The following is a 22831-nucleotide window of genomic DNA, read 5'->3' as shown; positions in this document are numbered from 1 at the left end:
TCGCCTTGTTCGCTCGGTATTCGGTGATTCTATTTGCGAATGGCGATCCTTGGTTTGTTAACGGCGTACAGCCGTATCTACCGCAAGAGACTCTCTTGGTAAGGGTGCTACATGGTGCAAGCAGTAAGTTTACGGACGATCCTGGTTACTTCGCTGCAAATGTCTACGCTTGGGATGCCTTGATTGTTCAGGGCTCAAAAGATGTGGATACATTTTACGAACTTAATAAATTGGCTCCAGAACTTCGTGCACAAGGTGATATCATTGACTTGGACCTAGGTGAGAAGGGGACCTTTCGTCTGGTTCAAAGCGGCAATTTGAGGGTTCGCCATTTCCTTGAGGACAAGCCCGCACAACAAAATCTAAAAAATTCTGATAAAAAGACGATCCTGGTCATGTCGACCCATCCGACCAACCCAGGCGAGCAAAAAAATAACTATTCTGAAATTCGTTTTTTCTTAGAATTATTCGACGCCATGCAAGGGGCGGAACGCTATAACTTCCTGTTTAATCTCCATCCAAACTTGGTTGACGATCATGACTTGCTCCAATCTTTGAAGGAAATTTGCGTCCGCAAAGGCGTGCCTTTGGACTATGAATTGTTCACCGCAGATTACTTCCCAATGATGGACGCCGCTGATGCGTTGATTTGTGATCGAACGAGTGCGGTTTTCGATTTTTTTCACTTCGACAAGCCAGTTATTTTTCTTGATAGTACAGAGCAATGTCCGGAGCACATTGCCGAAGAGGATATACTTTCTTCGTTCTGGTCTTATCGTAATGGCGCAATGGTTGCACCTTCGAACCGCGATCAATTTGAAGACATTTTGGCTTTGCAATTGGATCAAGATTCCTTCAAAGAAGTGCGCGATAAGTGCCTCGAATACGTTGTTGCCAATAAGGACTATGGCGCGGAAACGGTATTATCTCTCTTGCTCTCTCATCCCAAGTTGGTCCCGTCGAATATGCCCCAGTATGAGCGCCCCTCTCCATGAATACGCACGTCATCGTTATCGGTAATGAAAAGGGTGGCAGCGGCAAGTCAACAACAGCCATGCACTTGATAAGCGGATTGCTGCGCTCTGGCTACAAGGTGGCCTCCGTTGACTTGGATTTTCGCCAAGGCACACTGACGCGCTACCTTGAGAACCGTCAGGATCATGCTAAGGGTCAAGAGCAAGAGCTGCCGATGCCGGTGCATCACACGATTGATGAAATGCCGAATGAGTCTTGGCTGGATGAAGTCATGGCAGATTTAGCAGATCGTGTTGACATTGTGATTATCGATACGCCTGGGGCTGATTCAGCCCTGGGTCGCCAAGGGCATTCTTACGCGGATACGCTTCTGACCCCTATGAATGACAGCTTAATTGATTTAGACGTGCTGGCGCATGTGGACGTGGAGACGCAGAAGATCAGTCGCCCCAGCCAGTATGCGGAGATGGTCTTCCAGCAAAAAATAGCCCGTGCCCGACGCGACGGCGGCTCCATGGACTGGATTGTCTTGCGCAATCGCTTGAGTAGTCTTGATGCCCGGAATAAGCGACTGGTGGGAGATTTATTGAATGATGTTTCGAACAGAGTAGGGTTCCGAGTGGTCGACGGCCTGGGCGAACGCGTAATATTTCGCGAGTTATTCTTGAAGGGTGTTACCATGATGGACTTGCGGGACGGCGATGGCGAAATTAGCTTAAGTCTATCGCATGTTTCGGCACGGCAAGAGGTGCGCAACTTAATCGCGGCAATAAAACTGCCTGAAATCAGGTAATATTGGTGGAGGCTATGGCGAAAAAGTCGATTGAAAAGCAAGGCGGAAATCTCCCCGGTAAGACCAAGTCTTCCGGGTCAGAGGTTGATGCTTTTCTGAAAAAGCTCTCAGCGACGCCGACGACCAAGACCCCTGGAACCAAGGGCCGTCTTTTGTTTGCCATGGATGCCACAGCCAGTCGTCAGCCGACGTGGGACAGGGCGGCGCAAATTCAAGGTGAGATGTTCCATGAAACGGCTTCGTTGGGTGGCTTGGAAATCCAAATGGCGTTCTATCGCGGGTTTGGCGAATTTCAGGCCAGCAAATGGACCGACAATCAGAAAGCATTACTGCGTCTGATGACATCGGTGACTTGCTTGGCGGGGGAGACCCAGATCGCAAAGGTATTGCGACACGCCGTTAACGAGACCAAAAAGAAAAAGGTCAATGCTCTGGTCTTTATTGGCGACAGCGTTGAAGAAGACGTTGATCAACTGGGTGCGGTCGCAGGCGAACTTGGGCTTATGGGCGTGCCGGCTTTTATGTTTCACGAAGGCGACAATCCAATCACTCAGTTTGCCTTTAAACAAATCGCACAATTGACCAATGGTGCGTGTTGCCAGTTCGATGCGTCGAGCGCACAGGTGCTTAAAGATTTATTGAGTGCGGTTGCGGTCTATGCTGCTGGCGGTAGGAAAGCGTTGGAGAGCTTGGCAGCAAAAAAAGGAGGCGACGTTTTGCGAATTTCTCATCAGGTAAAAGGCCAAGGAAACGGGGGAGCTTGATGGTGCCTTATCTCATTCTCGGCATCGCGATCCTGACTGGGGTGATCTTAACGGGCAAGTGGTTGGCCTCAGCCGAGCCCAAACAAATCATCAAAGCCTTTAAGATCGTCGGCATTGCAGTGGTGGTGGTGTTGATCATGTTCTTCGCAGCCACAGGTCGATTGTTGTGGATATTTTATCTGCTGCCGATATTGATCCCTTGGTTGTTGCGTTTTAGAGCCGCGGCGCGGATGGCGAAGAATTTTAGCAGAATGTCGAAGGGTGGCTCGACCGGACAAAGCTCTGACGTTGAGACAAAATATCTGCGGTTGTCTCTGGATCATGACAGTGGTGCCATGGCGGGGGAGGTCCTGATCGGGGATTACGCGGGGCAGAGAATTGAGGAAATGGAGCTTTCGGACCTGATCGAACTGACGGCCGAATGCGTGGCGCAAGATGAGCAATCGGCACAAATCCTGGAGGCCTATCTTGATCGCACGTATCCAGACTGGCGCGAACAAGTGGAGGCCGAGGCCCAGGGTAAGAGCGGGGGCGAGAACCGACACGAACATGGCCGCGGCTGGGGCCCAAAGGCGCAACAGGATGGCATGAGCCAGAACGAAGCCTATGAAGTCCTTGGACTGTCGCCTGGGGCCACTGAAAAGGAAATTAAAGAGGCCTACCACAGGCTCATTTCGAACCTTCATCCGGATCATGGTGGATCAACGTATCTTGCCGCGAAGATTAATCAGGCCAAGGACACGTTGTTACAGCATATATGAATTTCACGCTTTAGAGTCTGGGCCTTGCTCCCGTTCCCTGGCTGTGGCATTAAGGCGCAAAAATCAGCCCTTTTTGGAGGGCTCGGTTGTGAAATCTTTAAGGATTTTCAATGAGCAAGCCGGTTAAGAAGGCGGTGTTTCCAGTAGCAGGACTCGGGACCAGATCCTTGCCTGCGACCAAGGCAATCCCTAAGGAAATGCTGACCGTCGTCGATAAGCCTTTGATCCAGTATGCGCTGGAGGAAGCGCGTGAGGCTGGGATCGAAGATTTTATCTTCGTCACCGGGCGCGGAAAATCGGCGATGGAAGACCATTTTGACATCAGCTACGAATTGGAACAGGCCCTTAACGACAAGGGCAAAACTGCTGAACTGAAAGCACTTCGCAGTTGGATGCCCCAACCAGGTCACCTGAGCTATACCCGCCAGCAGGTTCCTTTAGGACTTGGTCACGCGATCTGGTGTGCGCGTCAGTTCATCAATGATGAGCCATTTGCAGTATTCCTGCCGGACGATTTGGTGTTGGCCGAGCGCGGCTGTATGGCGCAAATGATCGATGTTTATGACGAGACCGGTGGCAACGTTGTCGCCGTCGAGGATGTCCCGCGTGAAATGACGGACCGCTATGGCATTCTGGATGTTGTCGAGGACAATGGCCGGGTGGCGCGGGCGCAAGGCTTGGTCGAAAAGCCGGCTCCTGCTGATGCCCCATCAACCCTTTCCATCATTGGTCGGTATATCTTGCAGCCCGAGGTGTTTCATCATCTCGACAAACACGAAAAGGGTGCGGGTAACGAAATTCAATTGACCGACGCCATGGCCAAGACCATTGATGATATCCCGTTTCACGGCCTTAGGTTCGAGGGACGGCGCTTTGACTGCGGCACTAGTTTAGGGTTTATCGAGGCAAATATTGCTTTCGCCTTGGCCAGAGATGACTTGGCGGGACCAGTGAAGGATATCATCAAGAGCCTTCTTTAGGGCATCTCACTTCAAGATTTGATAAGAGGAAGTTTTAATGCGCGTTGCTATGATTGGGACAGGTTATGTCGGACTTGTAACCGGGGCCTGTTTCTCTGAATTCGGTGTTGATGTGGTTTGCGTCGATAAGGACGAAAGCAAAATCGAACGCCTGAACCGGGGCGAGATGCCGATTTATGAACCCGGCCTCGAAGCCTTGGTGGCAGCGAATGTGAAGGCCGAGCGTCTCTCTTTCACGACGGACCTGACCGCAGCGGTAAAAGGAGCCGACGCCGTCTTTATTGCGGTTGGCACACCATCCAGGCGAGGTGACGGCCACGCAGACCTATCCTATGTATATTCAGCGGCAGCTGAGATCGCACGTAACTTGAATGGCTATACGGTCGTGGTGACAAAATCGACGGTTCCGGTCGGCACGGGCAACGAAGTTGAAAAGATCATCCGCAATGCCCGGCCCGACGCAAAGTTTGACGTCGCGTCTAATCCGGAATTCCTGCGCGAAGGTTCGGCGATTGAAGATTTCATGCGGCCTGACCGGGTGGTCATCGGCACCGACAGCGAAACAGCGCAAGAAGTCATGAGAAAACTCTACCGGCCTTTATTTTTAATCGAAACGCCAATTCTGTTTACGTCTCGCCAGACTGCGGAATTGATCAAATATGCGGCGAATACGTTCCTGGCGACCAAGATCACCTTCATCAACGAGGTCGCGGACTTGTGTGAAAAGGTCGGCGCGGACGTTCAGGACGTGGCCAAGGGCATTGGCCTTGATGGGCGGATTGGCGGCAAGTTCCTGCATGCGGGACCTGGATATGGCGGGTCGTGCTTCCCCAAAGATACATTGGCGTTGGTGCGTACGGCCCAGACGGTTGAGAGCCCACTTCGGATTGTCGAAGCAGTTGTCGAAATAAACGACAGGCGTAAGAAACAAATGGCGGGCCGTATCATTGAAGCCTGCGGCGGCTCTGTCGAAGGCAAGACGATTGGCATTCTGGGGCTCGCGTTTAAACCCAATACCGATGACATGCGGGATGCGCCGAGCTTGGACATTGTGGCGGCTTTACAGACAGCAGGGGCGACAATTCGTGCCTATGACCCGGAAAGTATGAACGAGGCGAAATCGATGATGGATGACGTCGTCTGGTGCGAAAACGCCTATGACGTGATGGAAGGGGTCGATGCTTTGTCAATTGTGACCGAATGGAACGAGTTTCGTGCACTTGATTTAGAGCGGATGAAATCCCTGTTGAAGGACCCCATTCTCGTTGATCTTCGTAACATCTATGACGCGGATGAAATGGAGAAGGCTGGCTTTAAGTACAGCTGTATTGGGCGGCCTCAGGTTTAACAGGTTTTAATATAATGCTTGCAGATAAGCTCGACCCGACGATTTTACGCGAATATGACATTCGTGGGATCGTTGACGACACGCTGACAGAAGACGCTGTCACGGCTATTGGTCGTGCGTTTGGAACCGTTGTGCGACGCGGCGGCGGCAAGGCGGTCGCTGTCGGTTATGATGGCCGGACCAGTTCTCCGCGATTGGAAACTGCGCTCAGTGATGGGTTAAAGATGGCCGGGCTGGACGTTGTTCAAGTTGGCCTTGGGCCGACGCCGATGCTGTATTTTGCGGCTCATACCTTGGATGTTGATGCCGGTGCGATGATCACCGGATCGCACAATCCACCTGAATACAACGGCATTAAAATGGTCGTGAGGGGAAAGTCGTTTTACGGCGACGCCATTCAGGACCTCGGTCGGATCGTCGCTGAAAAGGACTACGAAGACGGTGCTGGTCTAATAAGAACCCAAACCGTATTCAAAGACTATGTTGAGCGCGTCTTGTCAGATTTCAAGCTGGGATCACATTTGCGTGTTGCCTGGGACCCAGGAAATGGATCGGCAGGGGAAGTCGTCGCTGAAGTTTGTCGCCGTCTACGGGGATCTCATTTTCTGATTAACCAGCACATCGACGGTACCTTTCCTGCCCATCATCCCGATCCGACGGTGGAGGCGAATCTTGAACAATTGAAGGGATTGGTCGCGGCACAGCAGTGTGATATCGGGCTGGCCTTTGATGGCGATGGCGACCGCATTGGCGTGATCGATTCACAAGGCCGGGTGATGTGGGGCGACCAGTTGATGGTTGTCCTGGCCAGCGAAATCCTGTCCCGGAAACCGGGCTCCACGATCATTGCTGACGTTAAAGCCAGTCAGGTCTTCTTCGAAGAGATCGAAAGAATGGGCGGCAAAGCGGTGATGTGGAAGACCGGGCATTCCTTGATCAAGAGCAAAATGCAGGAAACGGGTGCACCGCTTGCCGGTGAAATGAGCGCGCATATTTTCTTTAGTGATGGCTATTATGGTTATGACGATGCGGTATACGCGGCGATCCGATTACTGTCGATCATTGGCACAGGCGATGAAAGCCTGAGCGATATTATGGATCGTCTACCTCAGATGATGAACACGCCGGAACTTCGTTTCGATTGCGATGAAGCGCGCAAGTTTCAAGTCGTCGAAGAAGTCGCGGAACGCTTGAAGTCAGTGGACGGCATTACGGTCCACGATATCGACGGCGTGCGGGTGCAATCGGATGATGGTTGGTGGCTGCTGAGGGCTTCTAACACACAAGCTGTGTTAGTGGCACGGTGTGAATCAACGACTGAAGAGGGGTTGAAACGCCTTAAGTCTGCGCTGACGGATCAGTTAACGTCGAGTGGATTAGAGGCACCAGACTTTACTTAATGTTTCTGAATCGAAACAAGTTTGTTAGCAAATCGTAAAGAAATAGGCTGTCGTGATTTTATCGCGCCCAGGCGACTTGCGAGGTTTTGCGACTGAATTCCATGCAATCAATTCTACGACGTTCTAGAACCTTACAGGCGCGATAGGCTTGCCGTTTGGAGATGCCGGCAATTCGCGCCCGATAGAGAGACCGTCGGTTGCGCTTTGAAAGCTCTGACACTTCCACCGTGCCGCTTTTAAGGTAGCGGGGGTACTTGCTGAAAACGTTCGTTGCCCGTTTGTAAGCTTGGCCATACCTTTTATAAGCGCCGACCTGAATGCCCCAAATCACGGGTCCTTTCGGTGACCTTGTCACAATCTGTGTACGCGGTGCGGCCTTCTTAATTTTTCTGACGGGTGTTCTCTTACGGTATCGTGGTTTGGGCTTGGGAGAAGCTTTCGCATAAGCCGGATATTCCAACTTCTTGAATCCATCATTCAACAACCGGGTCATAACGTAATTCCTGGACCGTGATGTCCGTCCGCCAAAGACAACGCCAATGAGTCGGTGCCCATTCCGTCGCGCCGATGCCACAAGGTTAAACCCGGATGCGCGGATGTAACCGGTCTTAATGCCATCAACACCTCGGTAGGTCTTGAGTAACTTATTGTGGGTTTTGTGCGTAACGCCGCCATAGCTGAAGGTGCGGCGTGAAAAGTATTTATAGTACTGCGGAAAATCTCGCATGAGGCGGCGCCCCAGTTGAGCCATGTCACGGGCCGTGCTGAGTTGTCCACGATGGGGGAGGCCGGACGCATTCCTGAAGGTGGTTCTCTTCATGCCAATTTTGCGCGCCATCGCGGTCATCTTGACGGCAAATCGGCGTTCGGTACCACCGAGAGCTTCGGCAACAACAACGGCAACATCATTGGCAGACTTTGTTGCCAACGCCTGGATTGCGTTTTTAACGGAAATTGTCTCACCAAGCCGAAGCCCCAACTTTGATGCTGGTTGGCGGGTCGCTTTCGCTGAGGCCGGTAGATATTCGTCCATGGATAATTTGCGGCGTTCCAGCGCATCAAAGACCATATAGAGTGTCATCATCTTAGTGAGAGAGGCCGGAAAATTACGCGTATCGGCATTGGTTTCATAAAGAACCCGACCGCTTTCCGCGTCCATGACAAGGGACGCGTACTTTGCTTGCCCAGGTGTTAATGAAGCCAAAAACAAAATTGCAGCAAGAAATATAGCAGGTGCCGTTCGACTCATAATTCTCATTACGCCGTGTCTCATCCAGTCCCCTAACATCGTGTTCCCAGTTCCGTATTGTCTATTTTCCCTACGGATTCTCTCAATTTTAGCAGAATCCGTGCCCCCTCCACAACCCACGCCAATCGGCACAGGCCGAATCACCATGCCTAAATGTGGCGTGCTGCCTCATAAAAAATGGTTAACGGAACCTAAATTTATATTTAGACAGGCTATGGACAGCCCCAATTCAGACACTATTTAGAGATTTAGTATTACGCGCTTAGCATAATTTAATAATTTAGATGGAAAATCACAGGCAGACGGATTTTTGCAATTAATAATCATCTGGGACTTTAACGGGAACTGCAAAAATCGTATATTAGGCGGTGCGTGAGCTTAGCCTATTGTGGCGCAACGGAATGGATTTAATAAGCGATGAGTGGTGGCAATCAGCCAATAGATCCCGATAACGACGATGCCACTGGTGTTGCGACAAAGACGCGACCCAAGACCAAGAAACCATCGATGTATAAGGTCTTGATGCTGAATGATGACTATACGCCGATGGAATTCGTGATTCAGGTGCTGGAACACTTCTTCGGAAAAAACGCTGACGAAGCGACCAGAATTATGCTTCACGTTCACCAAAGAGGCGTCGGCGTTTGTGGCGTTTTCACGTACGAAGTGGCGGAAACCAAGGTCTCTCAAGTGACAGACTTGGCCCGCCAACAGCAGCACCCGCTGCAATGTACCATTGAAAAAGACGGAGATGATTGAGAAATATGTTATCTAAAAACCTAGAGCAATCTCTCCACCGGGCTTTGGCCCTGGCAACAGAGCGTCGGCACGAATACGCAACGCTTGAGCATTTGTTGCTGGCTTTGACGGAAGATCAAGACGCGGTCTCTGTTTTGCGAGCGTGTGGCGTTGGCCTGGAAGAATTACGCCTGAACCTAAATGAATTTATCGAGAATGAACTGAGTGAAGTCGGTCCAACCGAGCTTTCTGATCCTAAGCCGACGGCCGGGTTCCAGCGGGTGGTCCAGCGTGCGGTCATTCATGTGCAATCATCCGGCCGGGAAGAGGTCACGGGTGCCAATGTCTTAGTCGCATTGTTTTCCGAGCGTGAATCCCACGCGGTTTATTATCTGCAAGTCCACGATATGTCGCGCCTTGATGCGGTGAATTACATTTCTCACGGGATCGCCAAGGTCGCGGGTGAATCTGAATCTCGTTCGGTCCATGGTGCCGATGAGGATATGGATGAGGAAAAGGTGGTTCGCAAGGGCCACGAAGCCTTGGAAGAATACTGTGTCGATCTGAACAAAAAGGCCGAAGAAGGAAATATTGATCCGCTGATTGGTCGCGAGGCCGAGATCGAGCGTACGATTCAAATCCTTTGTAGGCGCAGTAAGAACAATCCGCTTTACGTTGGTGATCCAGGTGTAGGCAAAACCGCGATTGCCGAAGGACTGGCGCGTCGGATCGTCAACAAAGAAGTCCCCGAAGTTTTGGAAGACTCAACGATCTATGCCTTGGACATGGGCGCTTTGCTGGCAGGAACCCGGTATCGGGGTGATTTTGAAGAACGCCTGAAAAGTGTGATCAACGCCTTGGAGGAAACCCCAGGTGCGGTCATGTTCATCGACGAGATTCACACGGTGATCGGTGCTGGTGCGACCAGTGGCGGGTCCATGGATGCATCTAATATCCTGAAACCGTCTTTGGCGGGTGGAAAACTCAAGTGCATGGGGTCAACGACTTACAAAGAATACCGCAGTTATTTTGAGAAAGACCGCGCCTTGGTCCGTCGCTTCCAAAAGATCGATGTGTATGAGCCATCCCAGGAAGATGCCGTCAAAATTCTGCGCGGCCTAAAGCCTTATTTCGAAGACCATCACAAGGTTCAATATTCGGCGGAAGCCCTGCGTTCGGCGGTGGAGTTGTCTGCCCGCTACATCAATGACAGAAAATTACCTGATAAAGCCATTGATGTGATCGACGAGGTTGGTGCGTCGCGGATGCTGTTACCTGCGAGCAAGCGGCGGAAGCGCGTAACGGTAAAAGATATCGAAAACGTTGTCGCTAAAATCGCGCGCATCCCCCCCAAAAGTGTCTCTACCGATGACAAGAAGGCACTGAAGACTCTGGATCGGGATTTGAAAACCATGGTCTTCGGCCAGGACAAAGCGATCAATGCCTTAGCGAGCGCTATTAAACTTGCGCGTGCGGGCCTTCGGGAACCTGAAAAGCCCATCGGCAGCTATTTGTTCTCTGGCCCAACCGGTGTTGGCAAGACCGAAGTCGCCCGCCAACTTTCCATGACGTTGGGTGTGGAGTTGGTGCGCTTCGATATGTCTGAATATATGGAGCGTCACACGGTATCGCGCTTAATTGGTGCGCCTCCTGGCTACGTTGGATTCGATCAAGGTGGCTTGCTCACCGATGCCATTGATCAGCAACCGCACGCAGTATTGCTGTTGGATGAAATCGAAAAAGCCCACCCGGATTTGTTCAACATCCTGTTGCAGGTGATGGACCACGGCAAGCTCACCGACAACAACGGCAAAAGCGTTGATTTCCGGAATGTGGTCTTGATCATGACAACCAATGCAGGTGCCGCAGAAATGGCCAGGCCTGCCATTGGATTCGAACGAGAAGAACGGGTTGGCGATGATAAAGAGGCGATAGAGAAGATGTTCTCACCTGAATTCCGCAACAGGCTGGATTCGGTCATTCCGTTCTCAAGCCTGACGCCGGAAGTCATGGCGCGTGTCGTCGATAAATTCATTATCGAGCTAGAGACCCAGCTAGCCGACCGCTCCGTAACCATCGAATTGACCGACGAATCCCGTGAGTTCTTGGCTAAGAAGGGGTTTGATAAAATCTTCGGCGCCCGGCCTTTGGCCCGTGTCATTCAAGAACTGATCAAGCAGCCGTTAAGTGAGGAATTGCTGTTCGGTAAGCTTGAGAAGGGCGGTGTCGTTGTGGTTCGGGCCGAAGATGGCAAGTTGTCGTTTGATTATCCCGACCCCTCTGGTAGCACCCTTCCGGCCAAGCGCAAGAAGGGAAAAGTCCCGGTTCCTGTTCGGTAAGTTGAATGAGCTTTCTCTCAGGCCTACTGACGCATTTTAAAGGTGAGTTGGAACGCAACCGCACGCGGCCGTTTTTATCCGCGGCAATGGCGGCTGCGGCTTTGGTTGCGACGGCGGATGGAGAGGTCAAATTCGGTGAGCGAATCCGTCTTGATCAAATTCTCGAAACGCTTGAAGTGCTGCGGGTTTACGATCCCCACGAAGGTGTGAATCTGTTCCGAGATTATTCAGAAGCTATATTGAATTCCCCCAAAGAAGGTCATCAGGCGGCAGTTCAAATTTTACGAGACGCCGATCTGGATGACAAAGCCAAGCAACTGATTATCCGTATTTGTTGTGCGATTAGTGAGAGCAACGAAGTCGACGGCAAGAAAATTTTGGAAGACCAAATTGAGATTGTATCGCTGTGTTCACGATTGGCAGTCGAGCCAGGAGCCTGCGGTCTTTACACCGACGGCGCGCCGGAAGACTTATTAAAAGCGACTTAGCAGTCGGCTCTTTTGTTAAACGCGATTTAAACCAGTTGGCTCAAACGAAAAATTTAGGACGCTATTTTTAACGATGGAGCGGCACGCTTTGAGCCTATTTTGCGCAATTCATTGATTCCCGTCTTCATTTCTTGACGAATAAATTCAGCGCGCTTGATGGGTCCACCAGAATCGGGGGAGGGGAACTTTTCCTTATAGGCGTCAAGCTTGACCGTGAGACCGCAGAGAATGCCACCGAGGGTCGTCTGCTGACTTTTGATGGAGTCTTCCACTTGCTGGAAGCTTGTCTTTGACATCGTCTCCCAAAATTGGCCCGCACTCAGGGTGAAATTATCCAACAGTTTGCTCATATTTCCCATTGTTTTGGAGATTGTACTTTCCAGTACGTTACAGGCATCCATTAGGCCAATATCGGATTTAAGCTGGTAGTTGCCGCGAAGATCTTCCAGCGACTCCAGGAACTGTTCCGACGCGGGCTTAATCTCATCAACACAGTTGCGATAGTACGCAATCGACAGAAAAATATCGCCATAATCCTCAAGAAACTTTGGGATTTCCTCCATCTGAATGCCAAGACTTTGCGCCATCAGCTTAAGTTTACTTCGCGTTTGGCGGATGTCCGGGTTCCTAAACAAAGACATAACATCGCCGAAATCATTTATGCCGTCGTCTTTGCCGCCATAAATTTGATCGATCAAAGGCCGTGTGAACGCGGTCATGTAGGTGTTGAGTTGCTGCGTCTTGTCGTTTGATAATTGTAATACGGTAATGTCTTTGATCGGGATGTTGTTCTCGCGAAGGGTCAGACGAAGGCTGTAAGGGTCGAAGCTCGACAGAGGGGCAAGTTTTCGCAAAAGAAACAGATCAGGGTGTTCCTCGCTTTCATCCCAGCCAAAATTTGTCGCCAACCCCTCTACTTCAAATTGGCCGCTGCCGGTTCCCTTTTCGCGAAATGTTTCGACCATGCTTTCAAGCTTGGAGTTTTTAACGAATCGAGCCGTTTGAAGTGTTTTGGTTTGAATTGGCAGAATCGCAAGAGGGAGTGTATGAAGTGAGTCTCTATCGTAATCCTCGACCTTAATGACCGGTTTGGTAGTCGCGTTTGAATCGGTTTCAGCTTCGGACTCTGGTGCATCAATTGGCGTTGAGGCCCCAAAAAGGGGAATGAATTCTGCCATTACAATTCGTACTCCAACATCAACACTGAGCAGTACCCTGATGTCGGGCACGCAAATAAATTAATGAGTTGTTAACCATATACACTATTCAGGTGACAGAAACCTGACAGTATCACCCAATAATTCAAATTTTGCGATAATCGAACATTGATTGTGAATTCGGAACTGCGTGGGGTATTAAGCCTCGTCCATAACAGGTACAGTCACCCCGACCAAATGATCACGACTGAGCAACTCTTCTAGCTGTTCCTCGGTCCAATCCTCGGTGCCTTTGGGGCGCATTGGCAGAACCACGTAGCGCATGTCAGCGTTTGAGTCGTGGACACGGACGGTGGTGTCGTTGGAGATTTCGGTGCCGAATTCGGACAGGACTGAGCGCGGTTCATGAACCACCCGCGATCTGTAATTTCGGCTCTTGTACCATGTTGGTGGCATGCCCAGCAGGGATCGCGGGTAGCACGAACAGAGCGTACAGACGATTAGGTTATGGACGTCCGGGGTGTTTTCCACGGCAATCAAGTGGTCGGCTTCCATGGAGATTCCCAACTCAGCGACGGCTTTGTTGCCATTTTCCATCAGCCGAGCTTTGAATTCTGGGTCCGTCCACGCGCGGGCTACGACCTTGGCCCCTCGGTTCGGGTAGTCTTCATCAAACTGCTCGATCTTCTTTTGGATTTGCTCGGCCTTGATCAGGCCCTTTTCTTCCAAAAGCTCCTGCATGGCCCGGCTGAGGATTTCGTACTCACCGGGAGGGCCTTCGTTGTCATCAGTTTGTGGCGCGTGGTCGTCGTGAGAGTGCTCATGAGACATGATCAAGCGGGCTCCAACCAGTGTTCGAAGATTTCCATTTCAATAATATCGGTATCTGGCCCTGTGTAGCCGGGCCAAACGTGGGTCTGTTTAAATTTTACCCGATAAAGCACGCGCCCTGGCAAGCCATCGAAGCCATAGGCCAGTTCCTCCGGGTTCGGAAAAACACCGCAGATGCGTTCAATTTCGCCCGTCTTACCACGGATGTAATCGGGGGTGCGACGATGGCCCGGCGGGTGGCCGCGCTTGATTGTGACCTGATCACCAATGTCGAAGTGATGATCAGGCACGGGCGTTACGGTTTGGAACGCACTCATGTTGCGGGGCCTTTTTTTATTTCTGATTCCATCTCATCAGGAACATCGAAACGAGCACGGATCTCATCCATCTTGGCAGTCAGTTCGTCCTCACCAATGATGTCTTTTTCGACCAATAGATTGCGAAGTGCTGTGGTGGTTTTTTCGAAATAGGCGAGGCGGGCATAATCATTCCCGAGATCTTCGGCGGTACGCCTAAGTTCATCCAGCACGATGACGTTATTGCCAATGGCGACGCCACGCAACGCGTTGGCTTGGCGTTGCCAAAAGGTCATGCCTTGATCAATTGTATCGATTTCTCCGGCATTTTCGCCGCCCATATCATGGGGACCTTTTTCCGGCTGGGGGACGGGGGGAGGCTCGCTCATATCCATATCCTATTTGAATGGCATCAATGAAAACCATTAAGCCACGATTTTACCTGAGGAGAAAATGATTTAGAGTATTGAGATGTGGAAATTTGTTTTACCAATATTGGCCCTTGTTGGATTGCTAGCGGTAAATCCAGCCCATGCTGACATCATGGGGAAGCCTGATGTTGCAGATGGCAATACGATCATTATTGCGGGTGAGGCCGTGCGCCTATATGGGATTGACGCCCCCGAACTGGCGCAGACCTGTAGTGACGCTAAGGGAAAAGTATGGGCGTGCGGTAAGGAATCTATGTACGCCTTGCTGCGGTTTTTGGAAAATCATTGGGTGACCTGCAAGGAAGGCCGACGTGATCGCAGCGGATTCCGCTCCATGGTATGCTTTGCCGGGCCTTATGATATCGGTGCCAAGATGGTGCACGATGGTTGGGCCCTGGCGCTGGATCAGGAACGCGCGGATTATCTACTTCAGCAACACAACGCCATGACCGCCAAGCGGGGCGTGTGGCGGGGGGGCTTCATGAAACCGTGGGAGTGGCGCCGGGCGGTGCGGCGACAACGTTAGGTAAAGCAAGGCAAGGGTATGAGAGTCAGTATCGAATACTGCGGCGTTTGAAACTACCAACCCGAAGCCCTCCGTGTGAAGGCTATCATCGAAGAATCAGTCGATGCCGAGGTCGAACTGATCCGCGGTGGTGGCGGTGTGTTCACTGTCGAGATTGATGGCAAACTGGCCTATTCCAAGCGCGAGTCGGGTCATTTTCCTGACGATGCCGAGGTGTGCGCACTCTTCCAATAGAGCATCGGTTCTCATGGAAACTTAAATTTACAGCGTCGCACTCGGCATTTTTTCTAACGGGACATTTTCCATTACGGGCGGCCCACTTGCCGGGACCATATCCAGTTCGTTGGTGGCTTCGTTTGCAACAGGTGTCTCAGCTGCCGGTAAAATTGTAACGATCGCAAGTCCGGCGACGACGGTGATGGCGAAAGCAAATATAAATTGACGCATGTGAGGTTCTCCTCGTTTCTGATCCATGTTCTAAGGACAGGATGAACATACGAGGTTCCTCTGTGGGGCGCTGTGACAGGTGTCACATTAGGTAAGTTTAATTTCAGCTTTGGGTAAAATCCGGTTTTCGGCCTTCCTTAGCGGCCGCAATGCCTTCGTCAACATCTGAACTCCATTCCAATTCGCTGCGGAGGGTGTCTGACAGGGTGCGGGCGGCGGCAAAGCCCGGTGCCAATCGCGCATTTACGATGCGTTTTGCGCCGCGTGTGGCGCGCGGGCCGTTTTCTGCAATGCGATGGGCCAGGGCCACAGCTTCGGCCAGGACCTTATCCCTCGGGTGGATCGCCTCGACTATTCCAAGTTGCGCCATTTCAGTAGCATCCACGGGCCGGCCTGTGGCGATGATCTCGAGCGCGCGTCCGCGACCGACAATCGCGGGTAAGCGAACAGGGCCACCGGCCCCTGGGAATCCTCCCCATTTTACCTCTGGGCACATCATTATAGCGTCGTCCGCAACCAATCGAATGTCGCAGGCCAGGGCAATTTCAACGGCGCCCGCAATAAAATCCCCATTAATTGCACAAATAACGATTTGCGGCAGGGCTTCCAACGCGTCGAGAATCCGGTTGGCCTTCATGACATACGAGACCACCGCCTCTTTGGTCATCGCCGAACGGGTATCAGGGTTCAGCAACCCGGCTGAGAAAAACTTTCCCACCGTCCCCGTGATCACGACCGCATGAATGGTGTCGTCCTTATTCAACTCATCAACGATCTCTCCCAACCGATTAAGCGAGTCGGGAGACAGCAAATTATTTTCATCGGGCCGGTTGATGGTTACAACGGCGACCGGCGGTGTATTCTCAAACAGAATTTCATCCATGGTATTCCCTCAATTTGATGGGAATGATTATGCACTGTTCAAATTATTCGTAAATCATCAATAGGAAACCCAAGCTGTTCAACCAGCCGATTATCGGTGATATAATGCCCGACATGAATTTAGAGGCACTAACAAAATATGACGAAGTTGAGGTTATTGTCGGTTTCTTCGACTTGATGGGATATGCAAAGTGGTGCGAAGGACAGTCACCGCAAGATATTCTTAGGCACACTACGGAATTATTTAATCGTACCGGGCAATCCATTGCCGCCTCAGGAGGCGTACTCATTAAGGCAATCGGAGACGCTGGATTATTTGTCTATCCAACAGATGATCCCGATAAGGCCGTAATCACGCTCCGTGAACTGAAAAGCGACAGCGATTCATGGCTATCGGCGAGCGGCTATCCGGATATTATGTCGGTAAAAGTTCAGGTGGGTCCAGTTGCTTTCGGTAGAGTTGGCCCGCCTGGTGATGAGCGCTTGGATGTTTATGGAACAACGGTAAATCGGGCAGCGATGATGCAAGGCCGGGCCTTTACTGTAGGGGAAGCACTCTTCAATCGATTGAATTCCGATACGCAGCTGGGCCTTACGCGTTTCAATGACGACGAATTTGTAGCCATCCGCTGAATACATATAAATTGAATTTTTAAGAGTAATTACAAAAAGACCGCTAACTCATTGAGTTAACGGTCTTTAAATTGGCTCCGGCGGCAAGACTCGAACTTGCGACAAGGTGATTAACAGTCTCCGGTACATGTCAATTTCAGTTATCTTCACACACAACAAACATTGATTTTCTGCCATTTATACCGCTGACGTGTTGCCAGCAGTCAACATTATGTGGTACCTCGGTGGTACCTTAGAAAATTGAGGACGGAAAATGGCCCAGAAGCTGAACAAGCAAACTATCGCCACCGCGACAGCCAAAGAGCGCGAAAACATTATTTGGGATACCGAAGTTTCTGGTCTTGGATTGCGTGTAACCAAAACGGGTGCGAAGTCATTTATACTAAAAACGAGGATTGGAGGAGGGCGTTCAGCACCAATCAGGAAACCAACTCTTGGTAAGGTCGGTGATTTGACTCTTGATCAAGCCAGAGCGAAGGCCCGCGATTGGAAAGCGTTGGCTGCCGAAGGCATAGACCCAATACGGAATAAAGAGAAAGTTGGCCGTACCGTTTCAGACCTCTGCGTAGAATATCTGACTAATCATGCGCCGCGCAAACGATCCGGCAATAAAGACAGGGCTAAAATTGACCAGTACCTTATTCCGCGCTTTGGAAGGTTGCTGGTATCTGATATTTCGTTTTCAGATATAGAGCAATTACACCGGGCTATGAAAAAGACGCCGTACGCAGCCAACAGAACTCTGGCTCTGATCTCAAAAATGTTCGCTCTGGCAGTTAAGTGGGAATGGGTTGATAAAAACCCAGCCATTGGGATTGAGCGTTATCCCGAAGAGAAGCGTGAACGGTTCCTCAGTCCCGATGAAATCAAACGGCTGTCACAGGCGCTGTCTGACTATGTTGCGGCTGCTGCACGACCAAGCGAAGCCGTGAAGGCGTCTGACGCGCTCCGTATGCTGATGCTAACCGGCGCACGTCGGTCGGAAGTTCTAACAGCGACGTGGGATATGTTCGATCTGGATGGAGGAGTTTGGATCAAGCCATCATCACATACGAAGCAAAAGAAGAAGCACCGGATATCCGTGCTCATATGTGGTGGAGCTTTGCAGCTAAAAAAGGATACCCAAACGCTAAGAACAATCTAGATTTAATAGAGGATGAAATGTCTTCTGCCGACATCTCAACTGCCCAAAGGCTTGCCCGTGAATGTAGTGGAAAAAACTTCAAAGGGTGCTAATACCGTTTCCTACCACGCAAGTTATGAGATTTTTAATGAGAGGTTCCACACTTTTGGGCGAGGTATAGCAATTCCCTCTAAACCAACGCAAAATACCGACTAATCCTTCCATAAGACTGACAAACGAGCAGGGGATGGTCGTGAAACGGTTTCTGGTTTTAGCAGCAATGATGATGGTGTTGGCAACAAATGCCGACGCATCGTCGCGTGGGCAGCCTGGAACGACCTTCAAGGACTGTCCGGGGTGTCCAGAGATGGTGGTGATCCCGGCGGGGAGTTTCCGCATGGGGGACTTGAAAGGCGAAGGGAATAGTTGGGAAAAACCTGTTCACAAAGTCAGCATTTCTAAATTATTTGCTGTAGGTATATATGAAGTTACTCAAAGGGAATGGCTTGCTGTTATGGGGTCGAACCCTAGCCAATTTAAAGGACACCACAATCCAGTAGAAAATATAAGTTGGAATGACGCGCAAGATTTTATGAAACAATTGACCTCAAAAACGGGATTGAAATACCGCTTATTGAGTGAGGCGGAATGGGAGTATAGCGCACGTGCTGGAACGAATATGAAATACCACTGCGGTGATGATATTGGTTGCCCTGAAAGTGTAGCTTGGCACAGCGGTAATAGTAGTCGCAGCACACATCCAGTAGGGCAAAAGAAAGCCAACTCTTTTGGTCTCTATGACATGCACGGAAATGTCGGAGAATGGGTCGATGATTGTTTTTTTAGTGGCTATCAGGGTGCACCTACGGATGGTAGAGCAAATTTTAATTCGCGCAACGTATCGAGTAGCTGGCCAGTTTGCAAAAATCGTGTTATCCGCGGTGGGTCTTGGCGTGATACCCCTAGTAACATACGCTCAGCCAGCCGACGGGGAAATGACAAAAATGACCGCTATAGCAATTACGGTTTTCGTATCGCCAGAGATTTGAACGATAGCGAATTAAAGGCTTCAAATTCTAATCAATCTAAGAAATTTGCTCTCCCTACACCTCCTAAATCAGAACAGCGTTCAAAAACTCAGTCAGGGAAATATTTTGTAGAGCGGGTTCAGGTTACGAAATCGACTGATGTTAAGTCTGACACCATCGTCAAACGGGTTACTGATGCACTTACAAAAAGGGCAAAAAAGCATCTTCCTGACAAGTCTACGGTGGTTTTGCTGGTTCACATCGGTCGGATGAGAACCCCAAGCACCGACCGCAATAAATCCGTTAAAATTTATATGTCCCAATTGAGCGGGAGTTTTCGCCTAGTCGATAAAGCAAGCAAAACAATATTGGCGCAGTCTTCGATTGATGCCGCATATAGAGAGCCGCACGTGGGGGGGGCAGGGGACGTTGAAAACATGGTCATCAACCGTTTCGTCACGCTGGTGGTGCGGAAGTTGAAACAGGGAAATTAGGCCGGAGATGCTGATATTTCCCCCTACAACTCTATTCCCTCAATGGGCAAGCTATAGGATTTTTAATTTTTTTTCGTGAGGGCGTCGCTTTACCAAAGGAATCTATGGGGCCTGAAAGCGTTTAGCGGGAATAATAGCCGTAGCCGACGCCGTGGAACCCAAAACACCAAAGGCCCCTTTCAGATATTACCCGCCTTAATAGCGATCTAATCACCTTCTGTGAGCCGTTTTCAGGGGCGAGGGGATGCGTTTATGGGTATTTGGGCAAGTAGGCCCATAAGCCTTATTAATCACCTCTCGTGCTCCCTATGTGCTCCCTAGAAGAAAAAGGGGCCAGCGTTGAAAACGCTAACCCCTTGTTTTAATTGGCTCCGGCGGCAGGAGACAATATTAAGTTCTCCTGTGTCCGCAGATGTCCGTAAATAACATATCTGTAATAGTGCTTTATGAAACACGGCGTTCGCTTCTGTCCGCTTGAACTCGCCTAAATCCGGGTTTATAGTGTGGGTAGGTTTATGGGTAGCAGAGTGTGGGTAGAGCCAAAATGGTCCGAAGTATCAACCGCCTGACGCCGCGAACGGTGTCTTCTCTCAGCAAAACGGGTAGATACTCGGACGGCGGCAGCCTGTATCTTCAGGTTAGTAGGTTCGGCACCAAAGCTTGGCTATTTCGGTTCACTCTTGATGGCCGATCCCGTGAGATGGGGCTTGGTCCAATCCACACCATATCGCTGGCAGAGGCCCGGCAGGAGGCTGAGAACAATCGTAAGCTTCTTCGGGGCGGCATAGACCCTATCGAGGCACGTAAGGCAGAAATCCAGACAAGGAAGGCTGAGACAGCCAAAGTTAAAACATTCCGAGAATGCTCTGATGCTTACATTGCGGACCGAGAGCCTGAGTGGAAAAGCCCCAAACAAGCGGCCTTGTGGCGCAGTACGCTGAGCCGATATGCCCATCCGATTATTGGCGACTTGTCTGTTCAGTCAGTCGATACGGCTCTAGTTCTAGATATTCTCAAGCCCATCTGGAGCGAGAAGACGGAAACAGCAACCCGAGTGCGTAACAGAATAGAAGCCGTGCTAGATTGGGCAGGGGTACAGAAATATCGAGAAGGGGAGAACCCCGCAAGATGGAGAGGGCATCTTGAAAAGATATTAGCAAAGCCGTCCAAGGTGACCAAGTTGGTTCATCGTCCGGCGCTCCCCTACGCTGAGATGGGCGCTTTCATGGCTAAGCTACGGAGCCATGACGCTATTGGTGCTCTCGCGTTCGAGTTTCTAATTCTCACGGCCACCCGAACTTCAGAAGTCATTAATGCTGTGTGGGGCGAGATCGACCTAGAGAAGAAGATTTGGATAGTCCCTGAAGAGCGAACCAAGATGGAGAAGGAACATCGGGTTCCGCTATCGCCAGCGGCTATGGCCGTTCTAGAGAAGACGAAAGAGGTGGCTGTTTCTGAGTACGTCTTCCCCGGTGCTCGTCCCGGCAGACCCTTCAGCAACATGGTGTTTTTGCAATTCCTCAAGCGAATGAAATCGGGAAATATCACGCCCCATGGTTTTAGGTCCACCTTCCGAGACTGGGCAGCAGAGCAAACAGCGTATCCGCGAGAGGTCGCCGAGATGGCGCTGGCCCACGCTGTTGGTAACAAGGTTGAAGCGGCGTACAGGCGAGGGGACCTCTTTGAGAAGCGGCGACGTATTATGGCTGACTGGGCGACCTTCTGTTTGACAGTGCAGGGCGGCAGCGGCGAGGTTGTTCCCATCCGGGGGTCGCGGTGATGACTGATAAGAAAAACGATGAAGACGATGAAGACGATGACTATGATAAATACCACGGTTCTTGCCCCGATAAACGACACAAAGACTTTGAGCTTGGAGCGCGGCGCATTGTAGACATTGCTTCCGGGAGCGATGGTGAGAGGCGAAAGATATTACCTCCCAGCAAGGTGAAGCGCGAGTTAGAGCAACTCAGAAATTCACTTCACAACTTATCTCTAGAAGCTCAATCTAGTCTCTGGGTCATGGGGGCTAAAGGTTCCTGCTATAGCCCTTCGTCAGATTTACTTGGGCGAATTGAATTAGCATTGAGAGATATCAAGGAGGGACGCCCAAAAACCGACGAAGTTCGCCATTACTTAGGTACACACGCTGCATCCTTATGGAAGGCGCACGACGGGGATATCAAGGACGCCGAGTTTGTGAACTTTCTTGAAACACTAATTGAAGACGCTGAATTTGGCGGAGATGGCAAATCAAAAATTGACAGCGTCGCCTTGGCAAAAGAGATGAGACAAGAATACGCAAATTGCGACCCACCACGCTGGTATCGTGACTAGCATTATTTACCTCAAAAATGAACTGCCGAAATCTGGCAGTTCATAAAAATACATGTTCACTGACATCCTTTAAAAACCATTCATGTGCGGTCCTGATTGCCGCTGAACGAATGGAGAAGATGATGTCAATAGAACACAGCCCCAACCGCATTCGCCCCGTCAACTGGCGCGTAAACGAGTTCTGCAAAGCCCACGGGCTTGGACGGACGAAGTTCTACGAACTAGTCGCCATCGGCAAGATCGAGTTGACCAAGTGCGGCAGCACCTCGCTCGTAACAGACACTGTAGCTCGACGATTTCAGGCGGCCCTTGAAGCGGGAGAAATATGATGTCCGACGACAAGGTCGAAGCGGGGTGCATCATGAACGCCAACAGAATGGTTGAGAACCCTTTACTTCAAAAGGAAATAGACCGCGCCGTAAAACTTGGTGAAAAGCGGGGATGTGCGACTTGCCGCGTGTCTTTGGCGTCGGGGCCTGTCCCCAACCTTCTTGGTATCCGCGCAGGGAGCGTGGTAGCGGTCTGTCAGAAATGTGGGACCAAGTTAAACGGCGATATAATCACTGAAATTACGTGGTTGACCGAACCAATCTGGACAGTCCGGGACGATCAATGGTTTGAGAAACACCCAGAACGCCAATACCGACTTCGACATCCTATCGGCCAAGAACTTGCCGCGATGGCTCTCGAACTGTCCGCTAATCAAAGATTTCCTGAGGGCGTTGTGATTTTGGTCTGGGACAACAAAAACGGAAATCGTCTAAGGGCTACAGTGGAACAGGTGCCGGGGCCGTTATCTTCGTTTACTGAT

General features: G+C 50.7%; 26 protein-coding genes. 19 read left to right on the top strand and 7 right to left on the bottom strand.

Features of this window, described 5'->3' with window-relative positions; all coding sequences use genetic code 11:
* From HOM51_07810 to HOM51_07780, 7 genes are all read left to right on the top strand, one after another.
* Positions 1-995 (top strand): hypothetical protein (locus tag HOM51_07810; GenBank protein ID MBT5034411.1); only part of this gene is annotated, 995 nt, incomplete at its 5' end.
* Complete coding sequence (locus HOM51_07805) at positions 992-1768, top strand: AAA family ATPase (protein MBT5034410.1); 777 nt, start codon at positions 992-994, stop codon at positions 1766-1768. The genes HOM51_07810 and HOM51_07805, both read left to right, overlap by 4 nt.
* Positions 1769-1782: 14 nt before the next feature.
* Complete coding sequence (locus HOM51_07800; GenBank protein ID MBT5034409.1) at positions 1783-2532, top strand: VWA domain-containing protein; 750 nt, start codon at positions 1783-1785, stop codon at positions 2530-2532.
* Positions 2532-3293, top strand: coding sequence for a DnaJ domain-containing protein (locus HOM51_07795; protein MBT5034408.1), 762 nt, complete (start codon positions 2532-2534; stop codon positions 3291-3293). Before HOM51_07800 ends, HOM51_07795 begins: the two co-directional genes overlap by 1 nt.
* Before the next feature lie 110 nt (positions 3294-3403).
* Complete coding sequence (galU, locus tag HOM51_07790) at positions 3404-4273, top strand: UTP--glucose-1-phosphate uridylyltransferase GalU (protein MBT5034407.1); 870 nt, start codon at positions 3404-3406, stop codon at positions 4271-4273.
* A gap of 37 nt (positions 4274-4310) precedes the next feature.
* A complete protein-coding gene (locus HOM51_07785) occupies positions 4311-5621 on the top strand; it encodes a UDP-glucose/GDP-mannose dehydrogenase family protein (protein MBT5034406.1) in 1311 nt (436 codons plus the stop codon).
* 14 nt (positions 5622-5635) lie between these two features.
* Complete coding sequence (locus tag HOM51_07780; GenBank protein MBT5034405.1) at positions 5636-7021, top strand: phosphomannomutase/phosphoglucomutase; 1386 nt, start codon at positions 5636-5638, stop codon at positions 7019-7021.
* Between the two features lie 58 nt (positions 7022-7079).
* On the opposite strand, the gene HOM51_07775 is transcribed toward HOM51_07780, so the two are convergent.
* Positions 7080-8270 carry a D-alanyl-D-alanine carboxypeptidase gene (locus tag HOM51_07775; GenBank protein MBT5034404.1) on the bottom strand — a complete coding sequence of 397 codons (1191 nt, stop codon included), beginning with the start codon at positions 8268-8270 and terminating at the stop codon, positions 7080-7082.
* A gap of 417 nt (positions 8271-8687) precedes the next feature.
* Here HOM51_07775 and clpS point away from each other — a divergent pair, with 417 nt between their 5' ends.
* The 3 genes from clpS to HOM51_07760 are packed head-to-tail and all read left to right on the top strand — an operon-like array spanning position 8688 to position 11835.
* On the top strand, positions 8688-9029 hold the full coding sequence (gene clpS / locus HOM51_07770; protein ID MBT5034403.1) for an ATP-dependent Clp protease adapter ClpS: 342 nt from the start codon (positions 8688-8690) through the stop codon (positions 9027-9029).
* A gap of 5 nt (positions 9030-9034) precedes the next feature.
* A complete protein-coding gene (gene clpA / locus HOM51_07765; protein ID MBT5034402.1) occupies positions 9035-11347 on the top strand; it encodes an ATP-dependent Clp protease ATP-binding subunit ClpA in 2313 nt (770 codons plus the stop codon).
* Positions 11348-11352: 5 nt separating this feature from the next.
* The gene (locus HOM51_07760) at positions 11353-11835 is read left to right on the top strand and encodes a hypothetical protein (protein ID MBT5034401.1); all 483 of its coding nucleotides are present in this window, start codon (positions 11353-11355) and stop codon (positions 11833-11835) included.
* A gap of 53 nt (positions 11836-11888) precedes the next feature.
* Here the strand turns inward: HOM51_07760 and HOM51_07755 are convergent, their stop codons facing one another.
* The 4 genes from HOM51_07755 to HOM51_07740 form a co-directional block, all read right to left on the bottom strand.
* Positions 11889-13013: a hypothetical protein gene (locus HOM51_07755; protein ID MBT5034400.1), complete on the bottom strand. Its 1125-nt coding sequence runs from the start codon at positions 13011-13013 to the stop codon at positions 11889-11891.
* A gap of 177 nt (positions 13014-13190) precedes the next feature.
* Positions 13191-13823, bottom strand: a complete 633-nt coding sequence (gene nthA, locus HOM51_07750; protein ID MBT5034399.1) for a nitrile hydratase subunit alpha — start codon at positions 13821-13823, stop codon at positions 13191-13193.
* Positions 13824-13825: 2 nt separating this feature from the next.
* Positions 13826-14140, bottom strand: coding sequence for a nitrile hydratase subunit beta (locus tag HOM51_07745; protein ID MBT5034398.1), 315 nt, complete (start codon positions 14138-14140; stop codon positions 13826-13828).
* On the bottom strand, positions 14137-14508 hold the full coding sequence (locus tag HOM51_07740; protein ID MBT5034397.1) for a nitrile hydratase subunit beta: 372 nt from the start codon (positions 14506-14508) through the stop codon (positions 14137-14139). The genes HOM51_07745 and HOM51_07740 overlap by 4 nt, the downstream gene beginning before the upstream one ends.
* 82 nt (positions 14509-14590) lie before the next feature.
* Here HOM51_07740 and HOM51_07735 point away from each other — a divergent pair, with 82 nt between their 5' ends.
* Together HOM51_07735 and HOM51_07730 are read left to right on the top strand one after the other, a co-directional pair.
* Positions 14591-15076: a thermonuclease family protein gene (locus HOM51_07735; protein MBT5034396.1), complete on the top strand. Its 486-nt coding sequence runs from the start codon at positions 14591-14593 to the stop codon at positions 15074-15076.
* A 75-nt stretch (positions 15077-15151) separates the two neighbouring features.
* Complete coding sequence (locus HOM51_07730; GenBank protein ID MBT5034395.1) at positions 15152-15310, top strand: hypothetical protein; 159 nt, start codon at positions 15152-15154, stop codon at positions 15308-15310.
* Between the two features lie 27 nt (positions 15311-15337).
* Here the strand turns inward: HOM51_07730 and HOM51_07725 are convergent, their stop codons facing one another.
* Positions 15338-15523, bottom strand: a complete 186-nt coding sequence (locus tag HOM51_07725; GenBank protein ID MBT5034394.1) for a hypothetical protein — start codon at positions 15521-15523, stop codon at positions 15338-15340.
* A gap of 103 nt (positions 15524-15626) precedes the next feature.
* On the bottom strand, positions 15627-16406 hold the full coding sequence (locus HOM51_07720; protein ID MBT5034393.1) for an enoyl-CoA hydratase/isomerase family protein: 780 nt from the start codon (positions 16404-16406) through the stop codon (positions 15627-15629).
* 113 nt (positions 16407-16519) lie between these two features.
* Between HOM51_07720 and HOM51_07715 the strand changes: the two genes are divergently transcribed.
* The 7 genes from HOM51_07715 to HOM51_07685 all read left to right on the top strand — a co-directional run.
* Positions 16520-17038 carry an adenylate/guanylate cyclase domain-containing protein gene (locus HOM51_07715; GenBank protein MBT5034392.1) on the top strand — a complete coding sequence of 173 codons (519 nt, stop codon included), beginning with the start codon at positions 16520-16522 and terminating at the stop codon, positions 17036-17038.
* A gap of 253 nt (positions 17039-17291) precedes the next feature.
* Positions 17292-18182, top strand: coding sequence for an integrase family protein (locus tag HOM51_07710; GenBank protein MBT5034391.1), 891 nt, complete (start codon positions 17292-17294; stop codon positions 18180-18182).
* A 232-nt stretch (positions 18183-18414) separates the two neighbouring features.
* Complete coding sequence (locus HOM51_07705; protein ID MBT5034390.1) at positions 18415-19683, top strand: formylglycine-generating enzyme family protein; 1269 nt, start codon at positions 18415-18417, stop codon at positions 19681-19683.
* A gap of 544 nt (positions 19684-20227) precedes the next feature.
* A complete protein-coding gene (locus HOM51_07700; GenBank protein ID MBT5034389.1) occupies positions 20228-21463 on the top strand; it encodes a tyrosine-type recombinase/integrase in 1236 nt (411 codons plus the stop codon).
* Positions 21463-22020: a hypothetical protein gene (locus HOM51_07695; GenBank protein ID MBT5034388.1), complete on the top strand. Its 558-nt coding sequence runs from the start codon at positions 21463-21465 to the stop codon at positions 22018-22020. Before HOM51_07700 ends, HOM51_07695 begins: the two co-directional genes overlap by 1 nt.
* A gap of 122 nt (positions 22021-22142) precedes the next feature.
* On the top strand, positions 22143-22349 hold the full coding sequence (locus tag HOM51_07690) for an excisionase (GenBank protein ID MBT5034387.1): 207 nt from the start codon (positions 22143-22145) through the stop codon (positions 22347-22349).
* On the top strand, positions 22349-22831 hold a 483-nt coding region (locus HOM51_07685), incomplete at its 3' end, for a hypothetical protein (protein MBT5034386.1). The genes HOM51_07690 and HOM51_07685, both read left to right, overlap by 1 nt.

It is taken from the genome of Rhodospirillaceae bacterium (genome assembly GCA_018660465.1).
In the GTDB taxonomy this organism is placed as follows: Bacteria; Pseudomonadota; Alphaproteobacteria; order Rhodospirillales; family JABJKH01; genus JABJKH01.
The sequence above is the reverse complement of the archived record's forward strand: the minus strand, read 5'-3'. Positions and strand labels throughout refer to the sequence as shown.